The sequence below is a fragment of the Humibacter sp. genome (genome assembly GCF_035547335.1).
In the GTDB taxonomy this organism is placed as follows: domain Bacteria; phylum Actinomycetota; class Actinomycetes; order Actinomycetales; family Microbacteriaceae; genus Humibacter.
On sequence record NZ_DASZVF010000060.1, the window covers coordinates 35,682 to 62,029 of the forward strand.

22 protein-coding genes are annotated in these 26,348 nt (G+C 68.3%); 7 read left to right on the forward strand and 15 right to left on the reverse strand.

Annotated features, from left to right (window positions below):
• Positions 1–10: 10 nt before the first annotated feature.
• Complete coding sequence (locus tag VHB92_RS12965) at positions 11–619, forward strand: TetR/AcrR family transcriptional regulator (RefSeq protein WP_325454177.1); 609 nt, start codon at positions 11–13, stop codon at positions 617–619.
• A gap of 33 nt (positions 620–652) precedes the next feature.
• Here VHB92_RS12965 and VHB92_RS12970 read toward each other — a convergent pair whose 3' ends face one another.
• The 5 genes from VHB92_RS12970 to VHB92_RS12990 all read right to left on the reverse strand — a co-directional run bounded on the left by VHB92_RS12970 (position 653) and on the right by VHB92_RS12990 (position 5,815).
• Positions 653–1,351: a hypothetical protein gene (locus tag VHB92_RS12970; RefSeq protein ID WP_325454178.1), complete on the reverse strand. Its 699-nt coding sequence runs from the start codon at positions 1,349–1,351 to the stop codon at positions 653–655.
• Positions 1,348–2,142 (reverse strand): carbohydrate ABC transporter permease, encoded by a 795-nt coding sequence (locus VHB92_RS12975; protein ID WP_414653114.1) that lies wholly within the window; start codon positions 2,140–2,142, stop codon positions 1,348–1,350. The genes VHB92_RS12970 and VHB92_RS12975 overlap by 4 nt, the downstream gene beginning before the upstream one ends.
• Before the next feature lie 116 nt (positions 2,143–2,258).
• Positions 2,259–3,206, reverse strand: coding sequence for a sugar ABC transporter permease (locus VHB92_RS12980; RefSeq protein WP_325454180.1), 948 nt, complete (start codon positions 3,204–3,206; stop codon positions 2,259–2,261).
• A gap of 113 nt (positions 3,207–3,319) precedes the next feature.
• Positions 3,320–4,603 carry a sugar ABC transporter substrate-binding protein gene (locus VHB92_RS12985; RefSeq protein ID WP_325454181.1) on the reverse strand — a complete coding sequence of 428 codons (1,284 nt, stop codon included), beginning with the start codon at positions 4,601–4,603 and terminating at the stop codon, positions 3,320–3,322.
• 117 nt (positions 4,604–4,720) lie between these two features.
• A complete protein-coding gene (locus VHB92_RS12990; RefSeq protein ID WP_325454182.1) occupies positions 4,721–5,815 on the reverse strand; it encodes a hydroxyacid dehydrogenase in 1,095 nt (364 codons plus the stop codon).
• 432 nt (positions 5,816–6,247) lie between these two features.
• Between VHB92_RS12990 and VHB92_RS12995 the strand changes: the two genes are divergently transcribed.
• Genes VHB92_RS12995 through VHB92_RS13005 form a run of 3 tightly spaced genes read left to right on the forward strand, consistent with a single transcriptional unit; the run spans position 6,248 to position 11,330 of the window.
• Entirely contained in the window at positions 6,248–8,185 is a 1,938-nt protein-coding gene (locus VHB92_RS12995; protein WP_325454183.1) for a heparinase II/III domain-containing protein, read from the forward strand.
• On the forward strand, positions 8,182–9,333 hold the full coding sequence (locus VHB92_RS13000) for a LacI family DNA-binding transcriptional regulator (RefSeq protein WP_325454184.1): 1,152 nt from the start codon (positions 8,182–8,184) through the stop codon (positions 9,331–9,333). Before VHB92_RS12995 ends, VHB92_RS13000 begins: the two co-directional genes overlap by 4 nt.
• A complete protein-coding gene (locus VHB92_RS13005; RefSeq protein ID WP_325454185.1) occupies positions 9,330–11,330 on the forward strand; it encodes a DUF2264 domain-containing protein in 2,001 nt (666 codons plus the stop codon). Before VHB92_RS13000 ends, VHB92_RS13005 begins: the two co-directional genes overlap by 4 nt.
• Positions 11,331–11,363: 33 nt before the next feature.
• Here the strand turns inward: VHB92_RS13005 and VHB92_RS13010 are convergent, their stop codons facing one another.
• The 8 genes from VHB92_RS13010 to VHB92_RS13045 form a co-directional block, all read right to left on the reverse strand.
• Positions 11,364–12,422, reverse strand: a complete 1,059-nt coding sequence (locus VHB92_RS13010) for a LacI family DNA-binding transcriptional regulator (protein ID WP_325454186.1) — start codon at positions 12,420–12,422, stop codon at positions 11,364–11,366.
• Positions 12,423–12,692: 270 nt separating this feature from the next.
• Positions 12,693–13,595, reverse strand: coding sequence for a carbohydrate ABC transporter permease (locus VHB92_RS13015; RefSeq protein ID WP_325454187.1), 903 nt, complete (start codon positions 13,593–13,595; stop codon positions 12,693–12,695).
• Entirely contained in the window at positions 13,585–14,508 is a 924-nt protein-coding gene (locus VHB92_RS13020; RefSeq protein ID WP_325454188.1) for a sugar ABC transporter permease, read from the reverse strand. The genes VHB92_RS13015 and VHB92_RS13020 overlap by 11 nt, the downstream gene beginning before the upstream one ends.
• 190 nt (positions 14,509–14,698) lie before the next feature.
• A complete protein-coding gene (locus VHB92_RS13025; protein ID WP_325454189.1) occupies positions 14,699–15,493 on the reverse strand; it encodes a cupin domain-containing protein in 795 nt (264 codons plus the stop codon).
• Positions 15,486–16,655, reverse strand: coding sequence for a Gfo/Idh/MocA family oxidoreductase (locus VHB92_RS13030; RefSeq protein ID WP_325454190.1), 1,170 nt, complete (start codon positions 16,653–16,655; stop codon positions 15,486–15,488). The genes VHB92_RS13025 and VHB92_RS13030 overlap by 8 nt, the downstream gene beginning before the upstream one ends.
• The gene (locus VHB92_RS13035; RefSeq protein WP_325454191.1) at positions 16,652–17,644 is read right to left on the reverse strand and encodes a PmoA family protein; all 993 of its coding nucleotides are present in this window, start codon (positions 17,642–17,644) and stop codon (positions 16,652–16,654) included. Before VHB92_RS13035 ends, VHB92_RS13030 begins: the two co-directional genes overlap by 4 nt.
• A complete protein-coding gene (locus VHB92_RS13040; protein ID WP_325454192.1) occupies positions 17,641–18,990 on the reverse strand; it encodes a BNR-4 repeat-containing protein in 1,350 nt (449 codons plus the stop codon). Before VHB92_RS13040 ends, VHB92_RS13035 begins: the two co-directional genes overlap by 4 nt.
• Before the next feature lie 153 nt (positions 18,991–19,143).
• Positions 19,144–20,481 (reverse strand): ABC transporter substrate-binding protein, encoded by a 1,338-nt coding sequence (locus VHB92_RS13045; RefSeq protein WP_325454193.1) that lies wholly within the window; start codon positions 20,479–20,481, stop codon positions 19,144–19,146.
• A 269-nt stretch (positions 20,482–20,750) separates the two neighbouring features.
• Here VHB92_RS13045 and VHB92_RS13050 point away from each other — a divergent pair, with 269 nt between their 5' ends.
• From VHB92_RS13050 to VHB92_RS13060, 3 genes are all read left to right on the forward strand, one after another.
• Positions 20,751–21,776 (forward strand): LacI family DNA-binding transcriptional regulator, encoded by a 1,026-nt coding sequence (locus tag VHB92_RS13050; RefSeq protein ID WP_325454194.1) that lies wholly within the window; start codon positions 20,751–20,753, stop codon positions 21,774–21,776.
• Between the two features lie 371 nt (positions 21,777–22,147).
• On the forward strand, positions 22,148–23,488 hold the full coding sequence (locus VHB92_RS13055) for an ABC transporter substrate-binding protein (RefSeq protein WP_325454195.1): 1,341 nt from the start codon (positions 22,148–22,150) through the stop codon (positions 23,486–23,488).
• Positions 23,485–24,654 carry a hypothetical protein gene (locus VHB92_RS13060; protein ID WP_325454196.1) on the forward strand — a complete coding sequence of 390 codons (1,170 nt, stop codon included), beginning with the start codon at positions 23,485–23,487 and terminating at the stop codon, positions 24,652–24,654. The genes VHB92_RS13055 and VHB92_RS13060 overlap by 4 nt, the downstream gene beginning before the upstream one ends.
• On the opposite strand, the gene VHB92_RS13065 is transcribed toward VHB92_RS13060, so the two are convergent.
• Together VHB92_RS13065 and VHB92_RS13070 are read right to left on the reverse strand one after the other, a co-directional pair.
• Complete coding sequence (locus tag VHB92_RS13065; RefSeq protein WP_325454197.1) at positions 24,636–25,148, reverse strand: mycothiol transferase; 513 nt, start codon at positions 25,146–25,148, stop codon at positions 24,636–24,638. The two genes, VHB92_RS13060 and VHB92_RS13065, sit on opposite strands and share 19 nt — an antisense overlap.
• Positions 25,149–25,366: 218 nt before the next feature.
• On the reverse strand, positions 25,367–26,284 hold the full coding sequence (locus VHB92_RS13070) for a cyclase family protein (RefSeq protein WP_325454198.1): 918 nt from the start codon (positions 26,282–26,284) through the stop codon (positions 25,367–25,369).
• Positions 26,285–26,348 lie beyond the last annotated feature (64 nt).

The following is a 26,348-nucleotide window of genomic DNA, read 5'->3' on the forward strand; positions in this document are numbered from 1 at the left end:
GATGACAGGGATGCCTCGTCCAGCCCGCCCGCTCGATGCCGCGAGATCGGCACGCCTCCTCGATGTCGCATCCGACGCCTTCGCGGCCGACGGGCTGGAGGATGCCTCGCTGAACGACATCCTCAGCCGTTCCGGCATGGGCAAGGGGTCGTTCTACCACCGCTTCGCCGACAAGGCCGCCTTGCACGACTGGGTCACGCGGACGCTGGCGAGTGAGATCGCCGCGGAGCTCCGCGTGCCCGACCTCTCGACGCTCACCGCGGAGTCGTTCCGCCCCGAGCTCTCCGCGCTCCTCGACCGGTTCGAACGCGTGGCCGTCGCGCGCCCGCAGCTCATGAATCTCGGGCGGATGTTCCACAACTCGGCGGACGCCTCCGCCGACCGGGCGATAGCGGGAGTGCGCTCGGCCGTGATGACCTGGATCGCCGATGCTCTCGTCGCCGGCCGAGCCCTCGGCGTGATCCGCTCCGACCTTCCCGCCGACCTGCTGTCGGCCTGGACCGTGTCATCGCTCACCACGATCGACACGTGGGTGCTCGCCTCGGAAGAGGAGCCCGCCGCCCGTGCCGAGACGGCCACCCGCGCCATCGACGCGCTCTGGGAGCTGCTCGGTGCGTGACGATTCGGCGGCGGGCCCAGCGGTGAGAAGGATTCAGTCCCGTTCGGCCTCGACCGCGCGCTGGAACGCGTACTGCGCGTTGGCGAAGACCGCGTAGAGCAGGATGCCAGGCACCAGCACGGCGCCCAGCACGGGCTGCAGCAGAACGGCCGCCCCGATGAGGCCCACCATGACGAGCCCGACGACGCTGAAGTACCAGCGGCGCACGGCGAGATAGAGCGACGCCTTGGCGATCGCCCGCACCGACACCGAAGGGAAGACGACGAGGCCAGCCAGCGCGTACAGCTCGACGGCTATCGACCCCACGCCCAGTACGGCAAGCAACGGACCGAGCAAGGGCGCCCACACCGTGCCCGCGAGAGCCGTCCCGTCGAACAGCGCGAGCGCGACGACGACCGCTGAGGCCAGTCCGACCACGAATGCCGCTGCCCCGCGACGGCGGTACCCATGCAGGAACGCCGCGAACGGCCGGGGCCGTCCCTCGTCGCGCATCGCCCGGAACACCTCGAATGCGCCCGCAACCGAAGGTGCGAGCGTGAGGGACAGCACGAGGAAGAACGGCCAGTACTGCAGCGAGTCCACCGTGACGAACAGCATGATGGCCAGCGGCAGGTTGGACGCGACGAGCAGCACGTCGACCATGAGGATCGCGTACGCGTATCCGAAGATCGTCTCCACGGTGTCGTGGCGGATGCGCAGAAGGCGGCGCCGTGCGGGTGCCGTGGCCGTCATCCCTTCATTCCGCTCGTCGCGATGCCGCTGATGAAGTAGCGCTGCCCGGCGAGGAAGATGGCCAGGATCGGGATGATGGAGATCACCGACCCGGTCATGATCATGGCGTACTGCGCCGAGTACTGGCCGATGAACGATCTGAGCCCGATCTGCACCGTCCACAACTCGTTGCTGGAGAGGTAGATGAACGGCCCCATGTAGTCGTTCCACGTGTTGACGAACGTGAGCAGCGCCAGGGACGCGAGCGCCGGCTTCGACAGGGGCAGGATGATCCGCGCCCAGATCCCGTAGTCGTTGAGTCCGTCGATCCGGGCGGCCTCGTTCAGCTCGTCGGGGATCGTGACGAAGTACTGCCGCATCAGGAACACGCCGAACGCACCGAACGCCTGCAGGAGGATGAGCGCCCAGAACGTGTTCGTCAGGCCGACCTTCTGCATCATGACGTACTGCGGGATCATGTACGCCTGCCACGGCACGGCGATGGTGGCGATGTAGGCGAGGAACAGGGCATCCCGTCCGGGGAATCTCACCTTGGAGAACCCGTAGGCCGCGAAGCTCCCGGTGAGCACCTGGAGGAACGTGATCACGACCGCGAGCAGGGCCGAGTTCGCGAGGTAGCCGGCCAGCGGGATCTGGGTCCAGATCTGCGAGTAGTTGCTCCAGACGAACGTGGTCGGGATCCACTTGATCGGAACGCTGAGCACCTCGTTGTCGTGCTTGAACGACGAGGAGAGCATCCACAGGAACGGCAGAAGCACCACGACGAGCAGCACCACCAGCACGACGTACATCGCGACCTTGCCGATGCGGGAACGGATGCGTCGCCTTCCGCGCCGCTGCGGCGCCGACGACGGACTCGTGCGCTCCGTCTCGAGCTCCTGCACGAGATCGGACGTGAGAGTCGACATCAGCGCTCCCTTCTCTGCTGCAGCTTGAACTGGAAGACCGTCACGATCAGCACGATCAGGAACAGCACGAGCGAGATCGCCGAGGAGTAGCCGAACTGACCGTTGATGATGCCGTCCTGATAGATCAGCTGGGACAGCACGAGCGTCGCCCTCCCCGGTCCGCCCTGCGTCATGACGAAGATGAGGTCGAACACCTTGAAGCTCGACACGCTCAGCAGAACGAGCACGAGGAAGGTGGTCGGCCTGAGCGACGGCAGCGTGATGCTCCAGAACTTGCGCCAGCGGCCGGCGCCGTCCATCTCGGCCGCCTCGTAGTACTCGTTCGGAATGGCCTGGAGCCCGGCCAGGAACAGCACCATGTAGTAGCCCATGTCCCGCCACACGCTCGTGACGATGACGGCCGGCAGCGCCCAGGCCGTGCTCGACGTCCATCCCGGAGGACTGGCCACGCCGATCGCGTGCAGGAACTGGTTGACCGGCCCGCTCGTGGGGTCGAAGAGCATGTTCCAGACGATGGCGATGGCCACGAGCGACGTGATGTACGGGAAGAAGATGGCCACTCGGAAGAACGCGATGCCGCGCAGCTTCTGGTTGAGCAGGATGGCCAGCCCGAGCGAGATCGCGAGCGTCAGCGGCACGTGCCCCACCGCGTACAGCAGCGTGTTGCCGAGTGCCACATGGAAGCTGTCGTCGCCGAACAGGCGGGTGAAGTTGGAGAAGCCGGCCCACGTCGGGGGGTTGTAGGCATCCCAGTTCATGAACGCCAGCACGAAGGCGGCGATCACGGGGACCAGCGTGAAGAGCGCGAACCCCACGAAGTTGGGCAGGATGAAGCTCCAGCCGACGAGGATCGACCGGCGCCGCATTCTGCGGCTCGCGTTCCGCCGCTGCACGGGTGCCGGCGCCGGGGTGGCCGCCGGCCGAGGACGTTCGGTGATGGTTGTCATGGTGTGATGTCCGGGTTCAGCGGAACCGCTCCGTTCTGTCGATGAACCTGCGGTCCGGTCGGTGCGGCGTGGGAAGCACGCGAGGCACCGACCGGACCATGGCGAGCGCAGTCCTACTGGTGCAGGACCTCCGACTTGACGCGGCTCTGCATCTCGGCGAGGCCGTCATCGACCGACTTGCTTCCCGTCATGATGAGCTGATGCTCCTGGTTGAGGATGGTGCCGATCGCGGCCGTGTTCGCGGCGACGGGGGCGTCGAGCTTGATCACGTCGGGGTTGAACGCCTTCTTCGACGTCGCATCCTGCGGCATCCCGTCGAGTCCGAAGTAGGCCTTCGTGATGTCGGCGCTGTGGTAGGCGGGCACGATGCCGACCGAGACCACGGCCTTGGCACCCGCCGGGCTCACGGCGAACTGAAGGAACTTCTTGGCCGCCGCAACGTTCTTCGAGTTCTTGTTGATGCCGAATCCCGTCGGGCCGCCGTCGGTCGTGACCTTGCCATTCGCCTTGAGCTGCGGAAGCGGCGCAATGCCCCAGTCCACGTCGGTCGTCCCCGCCTTCTTGTCGGCGAGCAGCGGAGCGATCAGCCATGTGCCCATAGGCACCATCGCGGCCTGCTGCTTCTCGAACACGTCCTTGTACTGCACCTGCTGGCTGTTCGCGGTGGCCCAGTTCATGATCGTGCCGTCCTTCTGCATGCCGAGCGTCAGGTCGTACTGGTCCTTCATCCAGCCGTAGCTCGGCGTGTTCGGGTTGTTGCCGGTCTGGGCGGCGGCGATCCCCTGCACCATCGAGTTCCAGGTGTGGATGTACGCGCCGTACACCTTCGAGCCGGCGTCGCCCGAGGTGAGCTTCCCAGCATCCGCGGCGAAGTCCTTCCAGGTCAGGTCGGTGGGATCCGGCAGACCCGCGTCGTGGAACATCGTCTTGTTGTAGTACAGGACGTTGAAGTCCTGGCGGTACGGGATCGCGTACGTCGTGCCCTTGAAGTCGTAGTTGGACAGCGCGGGGATCTTGTCGCCTGGCAGTGACTTCGCCAGGTCGGAGACGTCGACGAACTGCTTCTTCTGCGCGTAGCCCGAGTAGTCCGTGAGGTTCTTCACCGTGATGATGTCCGTGGTGTCTCCGCCGGCGAGCATCGTGGTGACCTTGTCCTCGTAGTTCGCGGCGAGGATGTCGACCGGCTGGATCGTGATGGACGGGTTGGCCTTGTGGAAGGCGTCGAACAACGCCTTGAACTCCGGCGTCTGCGCATAGTTCCACACGGAGACGCGCAACGTCGTCTTGCCGGCTGCGGTGGATCCGCCCGTCGAGGCCGATGAGGTGCCAGCGCACCCCGAAAGTCCGAGCGCCAGCGCGGCGGCGATGGCCCCTGCCGCGATCAGTGAGCGTTTCATGGGGGAATAACTCCTTTGTTATCGAGTCGATGCTGTGGTGTGCCGGGGGCCGGCATCGGGTACGGGAACGGTTCTGGGCTTCCTCCTTGCTGCGTGTGCTCTAGGGGAACGTGCGCATCACGCGCTCAGCCGCAGGTCGTCGCTCGTGATCTCGTCGACGAGCGGCGCGCCGGACGCGTAGCGTTCAAGCTCGTCGAGCGCGGCATCCGTCATGCGGTGCAATTCGGTGCCGAGCGAGCCGGCCAGGTGCGGCGTCACCATGACGTTCGGCAGGCCGAACAGCACCGAATCCGCCGGGAGCGGTTCCGGATCGGTCACGTCGAGGATGGCGTTGATCCGGCCCGATGCGCACTCGGCCTCCAGCGCCTCCGTGTCGACGAGACTGCCGCGAGCCGTGTTGATCAGAGTCGCATGGTCGCGAAGAGCTGCCAGCCGCCGTGCACCGATCATGCCTTTCGTCGAAGGCAGGGCCGGAGCGTGCAGCGAGAGCACGTCCACTCGCGGAAGCATGTCGTCGAGCTCGACGAGCTCGGCGCCCGCCGCGCGCACCTCGAGCGGGTCCGCGTAGGGATCGGCGACAAGGCAGGTGATGTCGTCGAGCTGCTGCAACAGGTCGACCACCCGCCGACCGACGCGGCTGAACCCGACGATGCCGACCGTGCGACCGAGATTGCTCAGCTCGCCGTACCGGTGGATGCGAAGCCCGTTGCTGCGCCTGGCCTCGGCATCGGCAGCGATGAACGGCGCCTTCTTTCCGGCGAAGATCACCGCCGCGAGCGTGAACTCGGCGACGGGCACCGCATTGGCCTCGGCCACAGTCGAGGCGCGCACGCCGCGGAGCCAGAACTCCTCGCTCACCTGCGGGCGGATGGTGCCTGCACAGTGCAGCATGGCCTTCAGCCGAGGCATGCGGTCGAGGCGAGCGCCGTCGAGCCGCGGAGCACCCCACCCCGTGAGAAGAACCTCGACCCGGCGCAGCCGCTCGTCGAGCGCAGGGACGTCCAGATCATCGACGAAGACGGGGTCGGGCACCTGCGCGAGCCGGTGTAGACGCTCGAGACGTTCCAGATCGAACTGGCTCTCGAACACGTCGCGCGACATCACGACGAGGGCCTCTGGCTTGCCGGCTCTCACACGGCCGGCACTGTGCAGGTTCGGGCTCTGGCCGGTCGTGCCGGGGCCCTCGGCGCTCGCGCGGTTCGGCGGGGTCATTCTTCTGCAGGCTCCAGCGAATCATCGGGAAACGGATCTGCGACGATTCGCGTTGCGTCGTCGCGATCAACAGTAGATACTCATTCCCGATCGATAACAAACATATCGATCCGAATCGAACATCAACATACACAGTCGAACGATGGCGGCAGGACGGCGGCGTAGGCCGCCCTCCCCGCACGAGACGAACCGCGCAGTACCGGCAACAAGGACGCACCGCACAGGACGGCCGGTCAGCACAGACCACAGGAAAGGCCCGAAGAAGGCCCTCTCAGAAAGCAGGGAACAGCGACGATGCTGCAACGACCGATGGTCCCCCAGCACACACAGCCGGACGGCGATGGCCGCGAATCGCGCCTGTCACCCGGGCGCCCCGAGCGAGAGGCCCTTTCGCGCGTCAACGCGCACGCCGTACCGCCGCCGGGAACCACGGTGGAAGGTGGCGAGTTCCAGGGACCGCTGTACGAGCTGTGGGGCGCCTCGATGCGGACCGACGCCATTCGCGCAGCGCTTTCCGCGAGCACGCCGGCTCAGCTGCGGCCCAGGCTGATGCTTCCCACCGCATCCGACCGAGCGGCGTGGGCCGATGTCGACCGGAGCACGATCGAGGCCATCGGTCGAGACGCGCAACGCGAGCGGGCAACGCCGTGGGTCGAGCTTCTGGCGTCCGCCTTCGCCCGGTACGTGCGCGACGGCGATCGACGGCAGTACGAGAAGGCGCTCAACCAGCGGCAAGACCGTCTCACGCGTGCCGTCGTGATGGCGGCCGCGACCGACGCGTCGCACGAGGCGGCGGGCGGCTGGCTCGACGAGGCCGCCGACGGGGCGATTCTGTTGTGCGAGCAGAGCACGTGGTCGGTTCCCGCACACGACGACGCGCACGCGCGACGGGGCTTCGTCCTCTCGGACGCCGAGTCGCCCTACGTGGATCTCTGGGCGGGCGAGATCGTAGCGCAACTGGCCGTCGCAGATCACGTCCTCGGCGAGCGCTGGGATGAATCGTGGCCAGGCCTGCGCGAACGCATCCGTCACGAGGCAGAGCGTCGCGTCTTCGCGCCGTTCGAGCGCAGAGACGACTTCTGGTGGCTCGGGTACTGGCGTGACGTGAACAACTGGAATCCGTGGATCCTGAGCAACGTCGTGCTGGCCGCCGTGCTGCTCATCGACGACACAGGACGCCTGGCCGGGATCATCGGGAGAGCGCTGGAGAGCCTCGACCGGTACGTGGCCACCCTTCCGGACGACGGCGCCATCGACGAAGGCGTCGCGTACTGGTGGAACGGCGCCGCGCGCATGCTGGAGTGCCTCGACGTCGTCGCAGGCGTGACCGACGGCGCCCTGGACGCTGCCGCCGTTCCCGTGATCCACGAGGTGCTGCGCTTTCCCCTGCGCATGCAGCTGGGTGCCGACTGGTACGTCAACGTGGCCGACGGGTGGGCGCGCAGCTCGGGGCGGCAGCCGTGGCAGGTGCCGTTCCACTGGGGCAGGCGGTTGGGCGACGACGCCGTGGTGGCGTGGGCGTCGGGCGGCCGGCGATCGGGCGGCCCCGTCGCTTTCCCCGACGGCGGTCTGCCACGCCTGCTGCGCGCTCTCGCCGACACGGACTGGCGGGATGCCGTTCCGGCCCGACCGCCGCTCCCGGCTCACACGTGGCTGCCGTCGGTACAGGTTCTCGTCGCCCGGGCGCACGCGGGATCTCCCGACGGTCTCGCTCTGGCCGCCAAGGGCGGGACGAACGACGAGAACCACAACCACAAGGACCTCGGCTCGTTCATCCTCGCTGCCGGCGGCCGCCCGCTCCTGGTCGACATCGGCAAGCCGACGTACACGGCGCAGACGTTCAGCCCGGCCCGGTACGCGATCCGGGCGATGCAGAGCGGATGGCACAACGCGCCGGCTCCACATGGCGTCGAGCAAGGCGCCGGGCCTGACTTCGTGGCTTACCTCGCGGGCGTGCGAGGCACGACGCCGACGACCCCGGATGCCGGCATCGGCGCCGAACTCGAGCTCGACCTGTCCCACGCGTATCCGCTGGTCGACTCGGAGAGCTGGCGACGGACGTTCCGCCTGGTCTCGAGCCACCGCGTGGAGATCGACGACACCTGGCGTCTGGATCCGCCCGCGGCGAGCGCCGTGCACCTGATCGCGGCGGGAGACGTCGACGTGCGGGGCGACCAGGTCGTCGTCCGCGCCGACGGGCAGGGCATCCGCATCACGACGACCGAAGGCGTCGTGCCCGTCGCGGAGGTCTGGGAGCTCGACGACCCGGAGCTGGTCGCGGTGTGGGGAGAGCGGCTCACGCGGCTCACCTACTCGCTTCCGGCGCCGGAGGGACGGCTCACCACGATCGTCGAGGAGCTGGCGGCGTGAGCGCGGGCGATCAGCTGTTCGCCCTGCAACGACGCGAACGGATCATGGACGAGGTGCGCGAGCACGGCTCCGTGAACGTGAGCGACGTGGCAGCGAGACTCGGCGTCAGCGAGCTGACGATCAGGCGAGACATCAACGCGCTCGCGCAACAGGGTCTCGTCACCAGGGTGCACGGCGGTGCCACCCTGCGCAGCTCGGTGGAGACGGGCCTGGCACCGGGACTCGCCGGGCACGACCCAGCGGTCACGAAGTACACGATCGGAATGGTCGTGCCGTCGCTCGACTACTACTGGCCGCCGATCGTGAACGGCGCCAGGGCGCAGGCTGCGCAGCTTCGGGCGCGGCTCATCCTGCGCGCCTCCACCTACGATGTTCGCGACAACCGCCGTCAGACCGAGTCGCTGCTGAACATCCCGGGGATGCACGGGCTCATCGTGGCGCCGGATACGTCGGGCGACGCCGGCCTCGAGATGCTGCGCTGGCTGGATTCCCTTCCCATGCCCGTCGTGCTCGCCGAACGACGCATCCGCTCGGCCGCCGGTGTGCACGGACCGGAGTCCGTCGTCACGGACCACGCCGCCGGAACGGCCGAGGCGGTGCGGCATCTGCACGCGTCGGGCCACGAGCGCATCGGTCTGCTGACGCAGTCCGAATATCCGACCGGACGGTACGTGCGGCGCGGATGGCGTTCCGCGCTGACCTCGCTCGGCCTCCCCACCGACGTGGTGCAGGTGGACGGCATCCGGTTCGACGCACCGGGGAGAGAGCGTGAGATGGATGACGTCATCGAGCGATGCCGGCGCACCGGCACGACGGCGGTGATCGTGCTCCCCGATCCCCAGGCCATCGCGTTGGAGCAGCACTGTCTCGACCGAGGCATCCGAGTGCCCGACGACCTCGCCATCGTGGCCTACGACGATGATGTCGCGCGGTTCGGCGACCCGGCCATCACGGCAGTGCGGCCTCCCAAGCAGTTCGTCGGACGAGAGGCCGTCAACCTGCTGATCGCTCGTCTGGAGGCCGGAAGCAATCGCCCGGCGCACCGGGTCAAGCTCTCGCCGGAGCTGCACGTGCGCGACTCGTCCATGCGAGCCGGCGTCGACGCCGTCGAGACCACCTCGAAGAACGAGGCGGAGGAGAGCGCGTGACCGGGATCGTGCTTCCACCGGAGAACCGCACGCTCTCCCCGTTCACCGGGTGGACCAGAGACCACTGGGCCGCCGTGGCCGATCACCTGCTGCTTTCGCTTCGCCCCTTCTTCTCGTCGACGAGGAGCCGCGTACTGCTCCCCGGTCGAACCAGCTCGAGTGGCGTCCACAGCGACGGACTCGAGGGCTTCGCCCGATCGCTTCTGCTCTTCGGTTTCCGGATGGCGGGCGAGCGCGGTCACGATCCGCTCGGGTTCACGTCCTGGTACCGGGAGGGGATCCTGGCCGGAACCGATCCGCAGAACCAGGAACGCTGGCCAACGGCGACGCAGGTCGATCAGGCGAAGGTCGAGGCGGCATCCATCGCCCTCGCGCTCCAGCTGACCCGGCCTTGGCTCTGGGACACCTACTCCGAGGACGAGAAGCGACAGGTCGCCGACTGGCTGGCGCTGGCCGCGGACGGATGGTATCCGGACAACAACTGGCTGTGGTTCCGCATCACGGTCGAGACGTTCCTCGCCTCTGTCGGGGGCCGGCATGATCCCGGTCGCGTCGAAAACGATCTGGCCACCATCGAGTCGTACTACCGGGCGGACGGATGGTATGCGGATGGCCGCCTGCGCGCCTTCGACTACTACTGCGGCTGGGCGATGCACGTCTATCCGCTGCTCTGGACGGTTTCGGCCGGCTCCGAAGCGCTCGGCGCCGGCGCACTGGCACCGGTCTTCCGCAACCGCCTCGCCGACTTCCTCGACGACTACGCCTGCCTCGTCGGGGCAGACGGCATGCCCGTGCTGCAGGGTCGCAGCCTGATCTATCGGTTCGCCACCGCGGCGCCGCTCTGGATGGGAGCGGTCACCGGAGCGACCCGGCTCTCGCCCGGCAGGATCAGGCGCGCGGCATCCGGCATGCTGCGCGCCTTCGTCGACCGGGACGGCATCGATGAGCACGGGCTGCTCACGGTCGGCCTGTTCGGAGAGTGGCCCGCCATGGCGCAGTCGTACTCCGGAGCGGGCTCCCCCTACTGGGCGTCGAAGGGGATGCTCGGCCTGATGCTGACCGCCGACCACCCGGTGTGGCAGGCGGTCGAGGAGCCGCTTCCCGTGGAGGTGTCGGACTTCCGGCGTGTGATCCGGCCGGCAGGCTGGATCGTCAGCGGCACGGCATCCGACGGCGTGGTCCGCGTCATCAATCACGGCACCGACCACGCCATGCCGGGTGACCGCGTCGGCGATTCGGCTCTGTATGCCCGCTTCGGATACTCGAGCGCGACCATCCCTCCGCTTCTCGGCGAGACGATCGATTCGCCGGTCGACAACTCCACCGGGTTGGTGGATCCGCAGGGCAGGACGACCCACCGCACCGGGTTCGAGGTCGGTCCCATGGGTGACGACGGCGTCGCGGCGTTCGCCGGCTCGAGCGCCGTCGCGCACTGGGTGGACTCGACCGGCATCACCGCCCCTGATCACGGTTCCGGACGGGCGGGCACCGTCATCGAGGGGCCCGCGCTGCGGAGCACGTCGGTCGTCCGCGGCGCATGGGAAGTACGCTCGGTGGTCCTCGGGAAGCCCGAGGGCGAGCAATCCGTTCCGGTTCGGCTTCGCGTGAGCGGCTGGCCCGTCTCCGGCGACCAGCCTCTCGCCGTCGTGGGCCCAGGGTTCGCGCGAGCCGAGTGCGCGGGACTCGTGGCGGAACTCCGCTCTCTCACTCCGGATGCGTGGCCCTCGGTTCACGAAGAAGGCGGCACGTCCCCGATCGGCGCGCGCGTCGCCGTGCCGTGGCTCGAGTTCTGGGGCGTAAAGCCGGGAGCGACCGCGATCGTGGCGTCCTACCTCGGGCGACCATCGCTGCCTGACGACGCTCGCGATTCCTCACGGCAGGCACAGCGCGCGGCGCGGGCGGGGCACGACGCACCACGCGCACGTGCGATCAGTGACGGCACGCAGCTCGAGGTCACCTGGGCGGACGGCGCGGTGACCGTTGTGCCCATCTCGTGACCGCATCGGCGCACGACGGGCGGCGATGACGATTCAGCGGCGGCGCGGTGTGCTGTCCCGCAGCGCGACCTCGCCGCGCATCGGCTGCTGCTCGGGAGGTGCGTTGGCGAGCGCCAGCTCGAGGGAGCGCGCCCCGAGCTCCCTCAGCGGCAGCGACACGGTCGTGAGAGACGGCACGACGTCTTGCAGCACCTCGATGTCGTCGAAACCGGCGATGGCGATGTCGGTGCCCGGCGTGATGCCGCGCTCGCGCATGGCCCTCATCGCGCCGAGCGCCATCACGTCGGTGACGGCGAACACGCAGTGCGGGCGGATGCCGGCATCCAGCAGCGCGAGCATGTCGAGGTAGCCCGCCTCCCGGGAGAAGCCTCCCGACACGACGGATGCCGGGTCGGGGTGGATGCCGTGTCGCGCGAGGCCGTCGAGGAAGCCTCGGGTGCGGTCGACGGGTGTCGTCAGCGAGGGCGGGCCTGCGAGCACCGCGAAGTCCGAGTAGCCGAGGCCGACGAGCGCGTCGGCGAGGTCGGCCGCGCCGTCCGCGTTGAGCACGGGAACCACCCGGAACCCGTTCGCCTGAGCCCCGACCAGCGCGACGCGTCCTCCCTGAGCCTCGACGCCGCGAAGCTCGTCGGCGATGGCGGCTTCCGTCTTCTCGTCGACGTAGCGACTGCCGACCACGATGACGGCGGTCGGTCGCTGGCCGCGCAGGGCCGCGATCGTCTCGATCACGTGCCCTGGTTCCGTTCCCGCCGTCGCCATGGTGACGATGAGGCGATGCCGGTCTGCGGCATCCGCAACTCCCGCCGCGACAGCCGAGAAGTACGGGTCGGCGATGTCGCCGAGCACCAGCGCGACCGTGCGACTGGTCCCTCGCGCCACGGCCTGCGCCTGGATGTTCGCGGTGTAGTGCAGCGCCCGCGCGGATGCCTCGACCTTGGCCTTCAGCTCCGGGTTCACGATGCGCGTGCTCCCGTTGAGCGCCCTGGATGCCGTCGCCAGCGAGACACCCGCGTGCCGCGCGACGTCGGCAAGAGTCGGGACGGAGGCGTTGCCGCTCGGCTCCTCCCCCGATGCGATCTGCGTGTCTGCCACGTCTTCTCCTTCGAACGCCGCTGTCGGCGGCCCCCATTCACGATTGTCCCGCATGCCCGATACGCCCCGCGGGTCGGCCCCACCGCGGGTCTCCCACCGCGGGCTGAGCCTGTCGAAACCCGGCCCGCCCCGCTACCGAGGGTTGAGCCTGTCGAAACCCGGAGGTCGGTCCTGGTCGAGTTGGTTTCGACAGGCTCAACCGACGGGAGGGGCGGCACCCCGGCGCTGGTCTCGACAGGCTCGACCGACGGAACCGTGCGGGCTGCGACGCTACTTGATGCCCGTGGTGGCGATGCCCCTGATGAGGAAGCGCTGACCGACGAGGAACGCGATGAAGACCGGCACGAGCGAGACCACCGACATCGCGAAGAGCGCGCCCCAGTTCCCACCCGTCTGGTTGTCGATGAACTGGCCGAGCGCCACCTGCACCGTCCACGTGTGCGGCTGGGTGAGGTACACGATCGGACCGAAGAACTCGTTCCACATCCAGATGAACGTGAAGATCGTCGTCGTCGCCAGCGCCGGCGTCATCAGCGGAAGGATGACGCGGAAGAAGATGCGCGGATGCCCGCATCCGTCGATGCGCGCCGCCTCGTCGAGCTCCCGTGGGATGGCGCGGATGAACTGCACCATGAGGAAGATGAAGAACGAGTCCGTGCCCAGCACCTTCGGCAGGATCAGCGGCCAGAACGTGTTCAGCATGTGCACGAACGAGAACATGATGTACTGCGGAACCAGGGTCACCTGGAACGGCAGCATGATCGTCAGCAGCATGATCGTGAACGCGATGCGCTTGAACCGGAACTCCAGCCTGGCGAACGCGTATGCCGCGAGCGAGCAGGCGAACAGGTTCCCGAGGATCGCGCCGATCACGATGATGATCGAGTTGCCGAGATACAGCCCGAACGGCGACGACAGGGCGTTCCAGCCCGCCGCGTAGTTCTGCACGTCGAAGCTGTTGGGGATGATGCTCGGGTTCGTGAAGATCTGGTCGTTGGGACGAAGCGAGCTGACGACCATCCAGAGCAGCGGATAGATCATCAGGATGGCGAGCGCGATCATGATGACGTGCTTCGCCACGCTGCGCACCGAAGCCCTGAGGCCGCGCGACGCAGCGCGTCCCTGGCGTCCGGACGGTACGAGCAGAGCCCTGGTTGCGGTCTCAGTTGTCATAGAACACCCAATACTTCGAGGTGACGAACGTCACGGCCGTGATGATGGCGATGATGATGAACAACAGCCACGCCATCGCAGACGCGTAGCCCATATTGAACTGGTTGAAGCCCTGCTGGTACAGGTACAGCGTGTAGAACATCGTCGAGTCGGACGGGCCGCCCGTTCCGCCCGAGACGATGAACGCCTGCGTGAACGACTGGAACGCTCCGATCAGCTGAAGAATGATGTTGAAGAAGATGATCGGGCTCAGCATGGGCAGCGTGATCCTGGCGAATCGCGTCCAGCGGCCGGCTCCGTCGATGGACGCCGCCTCGTAGTACATGTCCGGGATCTGCCTGAGGCCGGCCAGGAAGATGATCATCGGCGCACCGAACGTCCAGATGTTCAGCAGGATGATCGTGCCGAGCGCGAACTGCGGGTCGGAGATCCAGCCGGGCATGTTGTGCAGCCCGACCATGCCGAGCACCTGGTTCACCAGCCCGCCCTGACCGAAGATCTGCCGCCAGAGAATGGCGACGGCAACGGAGCTGCCCAGCAGCGACGGCAGGTAGAAGACCGACCGGTAGAACGGCAGCGCCCTCATGCCCTTGTCCAGCAGCAGCGCCGCAGCGAGCGCGATGACGAGCTGGATCGGCACCGAGATGAAGACGTACTCGAACGTGACGCGCAGGGAGTTCAGCAGGCGCGGATCCTGGAACATGCGCACGTAGTTGTCGAACCCGGTGAAGTGCGGCGCCTGGATCAGGTTGTAGTTCGTGAACGAGATCCACAGCGACGCGACCATGGGACCGGCGGTGATGAGCACGAGCCCGACGAGCCACGGCAACAGGAAGAAGAACGCCGCCTTGTTGTCGCGCTTGCCCGTCGTCTTGGACGATCGAACCGATCGCAGTTCTTCGAAGACGCTCACGCGAACTCCCTTGTAGTCGACGCTGAGTACATGGTGCGGGTCAGCTCGTGATCCGCTCGGACGGGTAGTGGTCGAGCGTCGCTCGAACCGGTGAGGAAAGCGCTTCCCGGCAACCGCTGGGGCAACGTTACCTGCGACGCTCGCGTTGCGTCAAGGCGAGACAGAAAGCGATTTCTGCCGTCGGCGGCCGTCATCGGCCGGCGTCCCACACCGTGAGCATGCCGCACATGCCGTACCTCGGCTCCGGCTCCGGCACGATGGCCGTGATCCCCGAACGCGCGAGGGTTCCCGGCAGTCCTTCGGCCAGGGCTTCGAGCTGGCGCTCGGTGCCGTGCACCTGAGCCGAGGGCCCCGACGCCACCAGCTGCTTCCAGTCGCCTGCCCGGTGCGACACGAGCTTCGCCGAAGCGGAGTAGAGCTCGTCCAGCGCGCCACCGAGGTCGGATGCCGCGCGTTCGCGCAGTGACGCGAACCCCTCCAGCGCGAGGTCCCGCCGTGCACGCGCAGCTGCCGCCACGTCGGCTTCCGCGCGACCGATCGGAAGCATGGCATGCCGGGCGTACGCGCTCGCGTCGGCCAGGACATCCATGGGGAAGGTCAGCACGGCATCGCCCGCCTCGGGAAGCCCGGCGTTCGACATGATCGTGAGGATGTCGAGCTCGCCGTCGTCGTTGATGAGTCTGTGCACGGTTCCCGGTGTGAACCAGGCCACTGTGCCGGGCCTGAGGTCGGTGACCTCGATCCCACGCGAGCTGAGCGTCTCGACCCTGCCGCGTCCGGCGAGCACGACATACGCCTCTGTCGACGCCGTGTGCAGATGCGGCGAGCCCCCGCGCAGACCGTCGGACGTCGCCCAGTCGTAGACGCGCAACCGGGAAACGGCCACGCCACCGGGGAGCCCGCTTCCCTCAGCCGACCCGCTGTGAGCCCCTGCGTCCCGAGCCGACCGGCCGGAAGCGGGATCGCGCAGCGCCGACTCAGTCATGGCTCTCACCGATGGCCCACGGCGCGCCGCTGCCCGCCATGCTCGCGTAGAACGGCGAGTCGGGACCGAGCTGTCCCGCCGAGACCCGTCCGCCGGTGAACGCCGAGGCGTAGATCCCGGCGATCAGCTCGAGCGTGCTGCGCGCCTGGCTGAGCACGACCGGAAGGGGCCTTCCCTCCTCGAGCGCGTCGGCGATGGCCGCGAACTGCGCGGCGTGGTTGCTCTCCTTGCCCGTCGGGCCCCAGGCCCAGGCTTCGGCGACGCGGTCCTCGTGTCCTGGTGCGGGCGTGATGCGCCAGGAGGCATCCGAATAGCCGTACAGGTGCTCGAGCTCGACCGTGGCGTACTCGAAGTCGAAGCGCAGGTAGCTGGTCTCACGCGGCGACAGGATGCTGTTCACCACGCTGACCACCGCGCCGTTCTGCAGCGTCACGATCGCGTGCGTGAGATCCTCGGTGGCCACGGGGCGGGCCTGCCTGGCGGCGACGGCGACGACCTCGGACCACGGTCCGAGGATCGACAGCATGGTGTCCATCTGGTGGATGCCGTGCCCCATGGTCGGGCCCCCGCCCTCCAGGGCCCAGTTGCCCCGCCACGGCAGGTCGAAGTACGAGTCTGGGCGGTACCAGAGCGTGTTGCAGACGGCCGTCAGCGGACGCCCGAGCACACCGTCGGCCACCCGTTCCCGAAGCCATTGCGCACGGGAACCGAACCGATGCTGCGACACGGTGGCGAACTGGGCTCCGCCCGCACGCTCGGCGTCGGCGATCTCGTCGAGCTCCGCGAGCGACAACGCCGGCGGCTTCTCGCTCAGCACGTGGATGCCGCGCCGCAGCGCCACGACGGCCTGCTGCTTGTGCAGCCCGGGCGGCGAGCACAGGTGCACGATGTCGAGCTCGACGCCGTCGAGCAGCTCCTCGATGCTCGTCGCACCGAACGGGACATCCCACTTCGAGGTGAACGCGTCGACGCGCTCGGCGTCGATGTCGCACGCCCCCACGATCCTGGCCCGGCCCTCGAGGCGGCTCAGGTTCTGCGCGTGAGACCCGGCGATGCCGCCCGTTCCCACGATCCCGACACGGAGCGGGCGCTCGGGCGTGAACTCGTTCGGCCGCCCGAGCCCATTCGTCGCTGCGGCTGCCTGGGTTGTGGTCTCGGTCATGATCGGATTCCCTCCAGGGCTGTGTCGGCCAGTTCTGCGGCGCGTCTGCCGGCATCGGCGAGCGCCGCCATCCGCTCTCGATCGGATGCGCCGTCGGCGACGACCACGTTGTGCAGAAGCTCGATCGTCTCCCCCACGTCAACGGCGCGCACCCGGTCGAAGAACGGGGCGGGGTTGAGGCACGCGAACGGCTGGGACCGCGCGAACCACTTGGTGTCGAATCGCTGCTCGGGCGTGCGGTCGACGAACACGACGGTGGATGCCCCGCCGTCGCCGTCGTGTCGCCCGCTGAATCCCGCCCACGGGCCGCGACCGCCGCGCACGTCCTCCCCGTCCGCTCCGTCGGAGCCGACAAGGTCCCCGCCGGTGAACGATCGCGGTCCGCGCCAGAACAGGCCGCCGTATCCGGCGTTCTCCCTGCCCTCTGTCGTCGGCGAGCCCATGTCGATCGCAGCGCCGGAGACGTTGGTCAGGCGCGTGTGCCAGCCGAGCATCCAGGCATCCTGTTCCGGCAGGAGTGTCGCAGAGACGACCCGGCTCTCCGTGAAGACCGTGTCGCCCTCACCCCCTGGCTCGGTCGGCTGCCGGTGCCAGGTGAGCTCGTGGCCGATCACCGCGCTGCCGTCGTGCTCGGCCACCACCGTGATCCGGTCATGGTCTTGCGAGCCGTTGTTCGGCAGGTCGACGTAGCCGCCCGCGCTGAGCCGGAAGCTGGGGCCGCCCCAGAAGTTGTCTCCGCCCACGACCGGCAGCGCAAGCGTGACGCCCTTGTGCCACACGTGGTCCCATGGGCGGAAGACCGTCACCAGCCGTCCGCCGAGCGTGCGGATCGGATGCACGTAGGGCCTCGGCGATTCGTACTGCGCCTCGGAAGGCCGGTACACGTAGCGCATCAGCTCGACGCTCGCTCCGGCTGGCGTCGGCGTCGTGACGGTGACGCTGGTGTCGATGTCGTGACGCAGGCCGAAAGCCGCGGACTTCCCGGTCATCGTGCGTTCTCCTCTTCTCTCTGCGCTTCATCGTGCGGTTCGCTGGTCCGTGGGGTGTCGCGCAGCACCACCTCGCAGCGGTAGTGCTGGGATGCCGTCATCTCGCCGCGGAACCAGAGCAGGGCCACGCGGCCGGGATCGCCGGGAGCCACGATCGGCCGGAGGTTGTCGACGGCCGAGTTCTCCGTGACCGGCGTCCAGTCCCAGGTGGCGCCGGCATCCGTCGTGCGGCCCGAGTAGATCTCGTGATGCGCGGTCTCGGCGCCGGTCCGCGGATCGAACGGCGTCGAGACGTAGACCGAGTCGACGTCGTAGGGATCGATCGTCGCGAGCCCCGTGTAGTCCTGCTCGTGCGGGAGCAGGCCCGCGCCCGCCTTGCCCAGCGAGTGCAGCATCCATTCCCGCCCCGGCTCCTTGCGGGCGTACACGAACCGGTGGTCGAGCACGGGCCGCATGCGCGCGAACTCCTCATCGGGGCTCGCCGGCTCGTCGTCTCCCCTGGCCGTGAGCGTGGCGACGATGGTCCCGTCGGCAGCGCGCCGGATGTCCGACGTCCAGGCGTGCGTCAGCCTCACGCCGTCGAGCACCTCGCCTGCGCCGAGAACCGTCGTCAGCTCCACCTGAGAGGGAGCATCGGCGCCAGCGTCGAAGAGGTGGTCGTGCACGGTCGATCCGTCGGAGCGGTGCAGCGCGCCGCCGGAGAAGTAGCCGTGATAGATGGAGTTGTCGAAGTCGCGCGGATGGTGATCGGTCGTGACGAGATCGATCCGGCCGTCCGTCGCCGAGTAGCGCGTGTAGCCGTTGACGTAGCCCACTTTGGGCCGGGTGAAGATCTTGCCGGCGTACGCCCAAGTGTCTCCGTCGTCGTCGGACACCAGGGCGCACGGGTCGTCGTTCACCGCTCGCGTGAAGCAGTACAGCCTGCCGTCGAGCTCGTGCAGATTGGCGTACGTGACCCCGCGGCCCTGCGTGTACGGCGCCCAGTCGAACGTCCGCTCCTGGCCCCACCTGGTCCCTTCGCCCGGCTCGCTGATGCGCCACCGCAGCAGGTCGTCGGACTTGTGCTTGGTGTACGCGGCGAGCCACCTGCCATCCGACCGGTGCCAGAGCGCCGGCACATCGTGGTCGTCCGGCTCGAGCGCCTCGTGCAGCACGACGACCCTTGCCGTGCGGGAGGCGAGATCCACGATCGTCAGCTCGACGTTGCCGCTTCTTCCCTCGCCTCCCTCACCCTCTGCAACGGCCATGGAGCCGACGAGCAGCGTCCCGGTCTCCTGGTCGACGAGCGCGCGCTCGTCTTGGAACCAGCACCAGGCTCCGTTGTCATTGATGACGTACTCCGACATGTATTCCTTTCCCCAGGCACCGCAGTGCTGCCCCGATCGCACGGAGAGACCCGATTGCGCCGCGGCCGGCGGCCCGCTCCACCGCGGTGCTCGAGGTCACGGGCCGCCACGACGACGCGACGGGAGCGATTCCGCGAAGCGGACGCCGGCGGGCTACGAGTTGCTGTCGATGAGGCTCTGCACCTCGGTCCTGAACGCGGCGGCGGCCGCGGCGGGAGTGGCGCGACCGAAGATCACGTCCTGCTCGTGGCGCTGAGCCACGGACGACACCGTGCTCGTGCCCTTCGGCGGCACCGGCGGCACCCACTTGATCTCGGACTTGATCTTCGACAGATAGTCGACCGCGTTCTGGTCGTACGGCGACAGCAGGGGCTTGATCGCGGCGACGACGGCGGCTCCCACCGGAACCCCGCGCTCCGTGAGCTGGATCTTGTTGGCGGGGATGCTGTTGAGCAGGTAGTTGATCACGGCGCCCGCCTGCGCAGGGTACTTCGTCTGCGAGCCGATCGACCAGTACATCGACGGCTTGTAGTAGAGGCCGTTCTTGTCGGCCGAGCCCGCGATGCTCGGCGGCCGCAGCAGCACGCAGTCGCCGCCGTTCGCCTGCTGGAACGCCGTGATCTGGGTGTTCCAGATCCAGCCGAGCGCTGCCTTGCCCGTGCCGAACTGCGTCTGCTGCACGGATGCTGCGATGTCGTTCGTGTAGACATCCGGGGTCGGGCCGCCACCGGAGTGGAACAGCTTCTCCACCATGGTGAGCCAGCTCGTCACGGTGTCGACGCTGAAGCCGAGCTTGCCCTTGTTCGTGTAGAGCTGCTGGCCGTGCTGGTGCAGCCAGATCTGCAGGTCCATGTCGCCGCCGTACCAGTTACTCCCGGTGAAGGCGCCGCCCGAGCCGTCGGCGAGCTTCTTGCAGATGCTGAGGTAGTCGTCCCACGTCCACGTCTTGTCGTCCGGCACCTCGACACCGGCCTTCTGGAACAGCGTCTTGTTCGCGCAGATGCTGTACGCGGTCTCGCCGATCGGGATGCCGTAGAGCTTTCCGTCGAGCGTTCCGTCGGCGAGCGACGACTTCACGGGCTTGGTGTCGATCGAGCCGATCGTGGAGAGGTCGAGCAGCGCTCCACGGCCGCCGTACTCGGCGATGTAGGCCTGGTCCATCTGGATGACGTCGGGCTCGGTCTGCCCTGCCACCTGCGTCGACAGCTTGGTCCAGTACGTCGCCCACTGGCCGGGCTGCTGGTTGATCGTGATCTTCGGGTGCGCCTTCGTGTACGCCTGCACCATCTTGTCGGTGTTGGAGGACCGGACCGGGTTGGTCCACCACGCGAAGTTGAGCGTCGCCTTCTTGAAGGCGTCGCCCGACGAGACCTTCGACGTGGATCCGGCCGAGGGAGTTGCGGAGGTTCCGCATCCGGCGAGCAGGAACGTCGTTCCGATGCCGGTCAATGCGAGGGCGCCGAACTGACGCCGGGAGAGCTGCTGTGACATGTGGCCTCCTTGCCATGCGTTTCGCTTGCTCCGGGTCCGGCGGGTAACCGCTTTCCCGATCGCGGTCACAGTAGCATGAATAGTGATCGTTCACTATCGCTGTGGCAAACGATTGCACCGCCTGCCTCGGGATAGGGTTCGAACCGTCGAATGCCGAAGGGCGCGAGCGTCGAGGCGGTGACGCGCCGCGGGAGCCGCGACGGCCACGCACGGAGCGGCCGCTGCACAGGAGACGCTCTCGACACGGCGTCGACGACGGGGAGGAAAGCATGGAGGTCAGCACTACCGTCACCGGGGCTTCGCTGCGCAAGAGGGTGACCATCATGCAGGTGGCCGAGCAGGCGGGCGTCTCGCACCAGACGGTCTCGCGCTACCTGAGGTTCAACGGCGGCCTCAAGGCGGCTACTGTCGAGAGGATCGAAGCAGCGATCCGCGACCTGGACTACCGGCCCGACCTCATCGCGCGATCCATGCGCACGAGGCGCACCAACCGCATCGCCGTCGTGCTCCCCGAGCTCTCCTTCTTCGTCCCTTCGCCGTTCCGCGGTGCGGCGGCCGCGGCCCATGAGGCCGGGTACCAGGTCGACGTGGTCAGCCTGGAGGGCGACGAGGCCCGCCGCAGGGAGCGTGTTCTCACCCTCATGGACGAGCGCGTGGAGGGCGTGTTCTCGCTCACCCCGCTCGGCGATGTGCTGTCCAGGGAGGCTCAGCAGTCGGTGCCCATGCTCGTGATGGGCGAGTACGACGACAAGATGCGCTCGACCGGGGCCTTCGCCGATGGCGCGTTCGCCGCCGACATCGTGCAGCACCTCGCCGACTTCGGGCACCGCCGCTTCCTGCACGTGGCCGGATCGCCCGGCTGGGCGTCGGCGCGCAACCGGCGATCCGTCTATCTGCAGACGATCGAACGGCTGGGCCTCCAGTCGTACGGCGTCGTCGGCGGCGAGTGGTCGGTGCGGGCGGGGTACGACGCGGCCAGGGACCTGCCCGCGAACTCCGGCGTGACGGCGGTCTTCGCCGCGAACGATCAGATCGCCTTCGGGATGATCAGGGGCCTTCAGGATCGCGGCATCCGGGTTCCCGACGACGTGAGCGTCGTCGGGTGGGACAACGACGAGGTGGGCCGTTACCTCTCCCCCACCCTGAGCACCGTCGAGCTCAACCTCGAGGTCATCGGCCGGCAGGCGATGCAGGAGCTCATCGCGCGCATCGAGGATCGCGAACCCCCGAGCTTCGAGCCGCAGGTGATGGGCCGGCTCATCGCGAGAGGATCCAGCGGGCCGGCACCGAGCTGAGCCGCGCGGCGTCCCATCGGCGACCGTTCATAAGTGAACGATCACTCATCGGATTCCGGCCCGGTGACGCCTCATCCTGACCGCCGCAGCTCCGACGACGGCGCGCCCTGCTCGCGCGTTCCGCCGACCGGACGGTGCACGCTCGTGAGCACTGTCTGGCGCGCGGGGCCCCGCGGCATCGAGCCCTCCCGTCCCGCGGAATCCCGGGGTTCTGAGCCGCCAGGAACCTCTGAGAAGGTCTCAATCAGAAAGCGATTTCTGAAAAGCGCTCCGCACGCTTGACACGTTCCAACGAGCCTCACCATAATGTGGCAGACGGCGCGGGAAAGCGTTTGCCCGTCGTGACCACAGCATGGCAAGGAGGCCACAACATGTCACAGCAGATGTCCCGGCGCCAGTTCGGTGCACTGGCACTCACGGGGATCGGCACGACGTTGCTGCTCGCCGGGTGCGGAACGTCGGCCACGCCTGCCGGAGGCGGCGCAAGCTCGACCGCGGCAGCGGGAGACGCGTTCAAGAAGGCGACGCTGAACTTCGAGTGGTGGACCAACCCGGTGCGGTCGGAGTACACCGACAAGATCATCACGCAGTACACCGCGGCCCACCCCAAGGTGACCATCAATCAGGCCCCTGGCCAGTGGGCGACGTACTGGACCAAGCTCTCGACGCAGGTGGCAGGGCAGACCGAGCCCGACGTCATCCAGATGGACCAGGCGTACATCGCCGAATACGGCGCGCGCGGCGCGCTGCTCGACATGTCCACCGTCGCCTCGATCGACACGAAGCCCCTGAAGTCGTCGCTCGCCGCCGGAACGCTCGGCGGCAAGCTCTATGGCATCCCGACCGGCAACAACGCCTACGGCATCGCCGCCAACAAGACGCTGTTCGAGAAGGCCGGCGTCAAGGTGCCAGACGACAAGACCTGGACGTGGGACGACTACCTCGACCTGTGCAGCAAGCTCAAGCAGGGTTCCGGCGGCGCCTTCACGGGAACCACGTGGCAGAGCGGCGACCAGGACATCCAGATCTGGCTGCACCAGCACGGCGAGCAGCTCTACACCGACAAGGGCAAGCTGGGCTTCAAGGTCGGCACCCTCACCGACTGGTTCGCCATGATCAAGAAGCTCTTCGACGCCGGCGATGCGCCGACGCCTGACGAGTTCACGAACGACGTCGCCGCGTCGCTGCAGCAGACCCTGTTCGGCACGAACAAGGCTGCGCTCGGCTGGACGTGGAGCAACCAGATCACCGCCTACCAGCAGTCCAACGGCGGCGAGATCGTGCTGCTGAGGCCGCCGAGCGTCGCGGGATCCGCGAGCAAGAACGGGTTGTACTACAAGCCGTCGATGTACTGGTCGATCGGCTCGCAGAGCAAGTACCCCGCTCAGGCAGGCGGCATCATCAACTATTTCCTGAACAGCACGGATGCCGCGAAGCTCCAGCTCGCCGAGCGCGGCGTGCCGGCGAACGCCGAGGTTCTCAAGGTCGTGAAGCCGAAGCTGTCGCCGACGGATCAGCTCGCCGTCGATTACCTCCAGAACATCAAGAGCGAGATCAAGTGGGTGCCGCCGGTGCCGCCGAAGGGCACGAGCACCGCGGCGTCCGTCGCCCAGCGCCACACGCAGGATGTCGTCTTCGGACGCGCGACGCCGGCCGATGCGGCGAAGGCGTTCACGACCGAGCTGCAGGGACTCATCAACTCCGCGTCGTGACGGCGCAGGAGGAGGATGCAGCCGTGGGACGGGACGGCCGGGCGGGCGAGCGCTCCGCCACCCGGCCGTCCGCCATCCCCGGCTACGAGGACTGGCCGGCGTTCGCGTCGTCCGCTGAACCGTTCGCCGCCGACGATCCGGCGGTGCAGTCGCTCGCCGACGTCCTCGGCCTTCGAAGGATGCCTGCCGCGGCCGACCTCGAGCGCGGAGCGCCTGCCGTGCACGACGGCGTGGCCATCATCCGGCTCACGTGGCGCACGCCGTACGGACCGACGACTCGTGCCTGGGAGCTCAGACCGGCCGCGCACGGCTCGCCGGACGGCGACGAGGAGCGGATGCCCGGCATCCTGGCGCTGCATCCGCACGGCGGACGGCGGTCGACAGGCGCGGCCCAGCTCATCGACTTCGACGGCGAGAACCCGTCGGCGCCGGCCAACCGCCTGGCGCGGGCGGGCTTCGTGGTGCTCGCGCACGACGCGTTCTCGTGGGACAGCAGAAGGTTCGACCTGTCGGAGCCGCCGCCGAAGCTCGCTCGCGCACGCGACGCGATGCTCGCGCTCTGGGCGGCCGAAGGGCATCGTCCGACCGATGCCGAGGTGTTCGATGCCGTCTCCAGCGCGCACGAGGACCTGGTGGCGAAGGCCGCCGGCGTGCTCGGTCAGTCGTTCGCCGGCATGGTGGTGGCCGACGACCTCGTGGCACTCGACGTGCTCGCCGGCCTTCCCGCCGTGGATCAGCAGAGGATCGCGGCACTCGGCTTCTCCGGAGGTGGCGGCCGCGCCCACCTTCTCGGCGCACTCGACGCGAGAGTCGGCGCTGTCGTCATCGCGTGCATGATGGCCACGTTCGGCTCACTCGTGCCGGACTACCTCGAGACGCATTCCTGGCTGCTGCACAGTCCAGGCCTGCCTGGCCTCTGCGACTGGCCCGAACTGGCCAGCGTCGGGTGCCGGCGCGAGCTTCTCGTGCTCTACGGGGAGCGCGACCCGCTGTTCCCGCGAGAGGGCATGCACGCCGCCCACGCTCTGCTCGCCGGAGTGCCCGGGTACCAGGGTCGCTTCTTCGATGCGGGCCACGAGTTCAACGACGAGATGCTGGGCGTCGCGATCGACTTCCTGCTCGAGTCGCGCTCGACTGGCGCCCGGGCTCAGCTCCCGGCGCGCTGAGCGAGCCCCTTCACGTACTCGGCCTGCCCGAGGTGCTTGACGTCGTCGTCGATGATGCTGATGAGACGAACGCCGAGCGTGACGGGCGGGTCCCACCTGGTGTCGACGACGCGATCCAGGTCCGCGTCGCTCGTCGCCGCGATCCGGGCGAGCGTCACGTCCTGCGTAGCGTCGTAGTAGCCGAGCAGGAGCTGCGGATCCACGCGCACCGCGGCGACCTCGTCACTGGACTGCCCGTATCCGGTGGCCCCCTGCGAGAACGGCAGTCCGAAGCGCTTCGACCACCCGCCCGACGTCCACACCTGCTCGAGTCCGTACACGTCCGCGATCTGCGCATCCTGTCCCCTCGTCAGATGCCAGACGAGCCAGGCGACGGTGTTCGCGTCAGGGTCGGGCCGGTAGCTCAGCAGCGCCTCGTCCGCTCCCTGCACGAGCCTGTGCACGCCCTGCCCGACCCGCTGCACGGCGTCTGTCAGTAGCTGCCTGGTGTCCATATCGCCTCCGTGATCCGTCGTCGGTCGTGAGCCGTTCATCAGCCGCTGCCGGTGAACGACCCGTCGTTCTGCCTCGCGCCTCAGCACGCCGCGGCGCGCCCGGTCGCCTGCAGGCGAGCGCCGGCGGCGCCGCCTCTCGGCATCCGGTTCGACACGTTACGCGGACGACCCCGGCACGTGGGCCGGCCCGGCCCGCTGCCGGGCCTCGCGGTCGGACCTCACGGCCAGACGATCGCGAACGCCCGCACCGGGAAGGTGCCGAAACCCTCGACGGCGGGTGGGGCCGCCGTGAAGCGGGCTCCGCGCGCCGGCAGGCTCCCGAGGTTGGTCAGGTGCTCGACCACGTGGATGCCCGCGGCAAGCAGCCCGGAGTGCGCCGGCCGTTCGCCTCCCGCCTCCGTGTCGTCGATGTTGAGCGAATCGATGCCGACGAGCGCGGCGCCCTGCTCCACGAGGTACTCGACGGCATCCGTAGCGAGGAACGGAGCTCCCTTCGCATACTCGGGCGAGCCGAAGTGCCGGTCCCACCCGGTGTGCACGAGCACGGCGGCGCCTCTCACATCGCGGTCGAAGAACACGGATGCCGGCACGCCGCGCTGCGACGAGTCCGTCACGTGCAGCACTTCGGCGCGCAGATCGACGAGTGTCTCCAGGTCGAGCGAGGCCAGGTCGCCGCCCTCCGCGTAGCGATGGTACGGGCTGTCGAGATACGTTCCCGTGTTGCCGAGCATCGTGATGACATCCATCGCGAACTCCGTGCCGGGCGCGTACACCGACCGGGATGCCTCCCTCGTCAGGTGCGGTGCGATCCAGGGCGCCGGCAGGCCGGGATACGTGATCATCCCCGCCCGGATGCGATGGCTCAGATCGATCACGCGGCGGGCGGACGTGCCGGCCGCGGCCGAGTCCGCCTGCTCCATGCCACGGCTACCCCTGTGCTGCTCCGCCACGATCCGCAGGTCGCGCACGTGCACGTCGCCCACGAGCGCGAGACCCAGGTGCTGCACGAAGAGCCGTCCGACCTCGGTCTCGTCGACGTCCGGCCGAGGGAGGTCGAGGCGGAAGCCCTCAGCCTTCAGCGATCCACCGTTGACGAACTCCACCGTCGCGTCGAAGTGGGCGCGGTACTCGGTCATGCTGCTCCGATCGGCGAAGAGGGGCGACGAAGCGCCAGACTATCCGGGCCGGGGCGGAGCATCC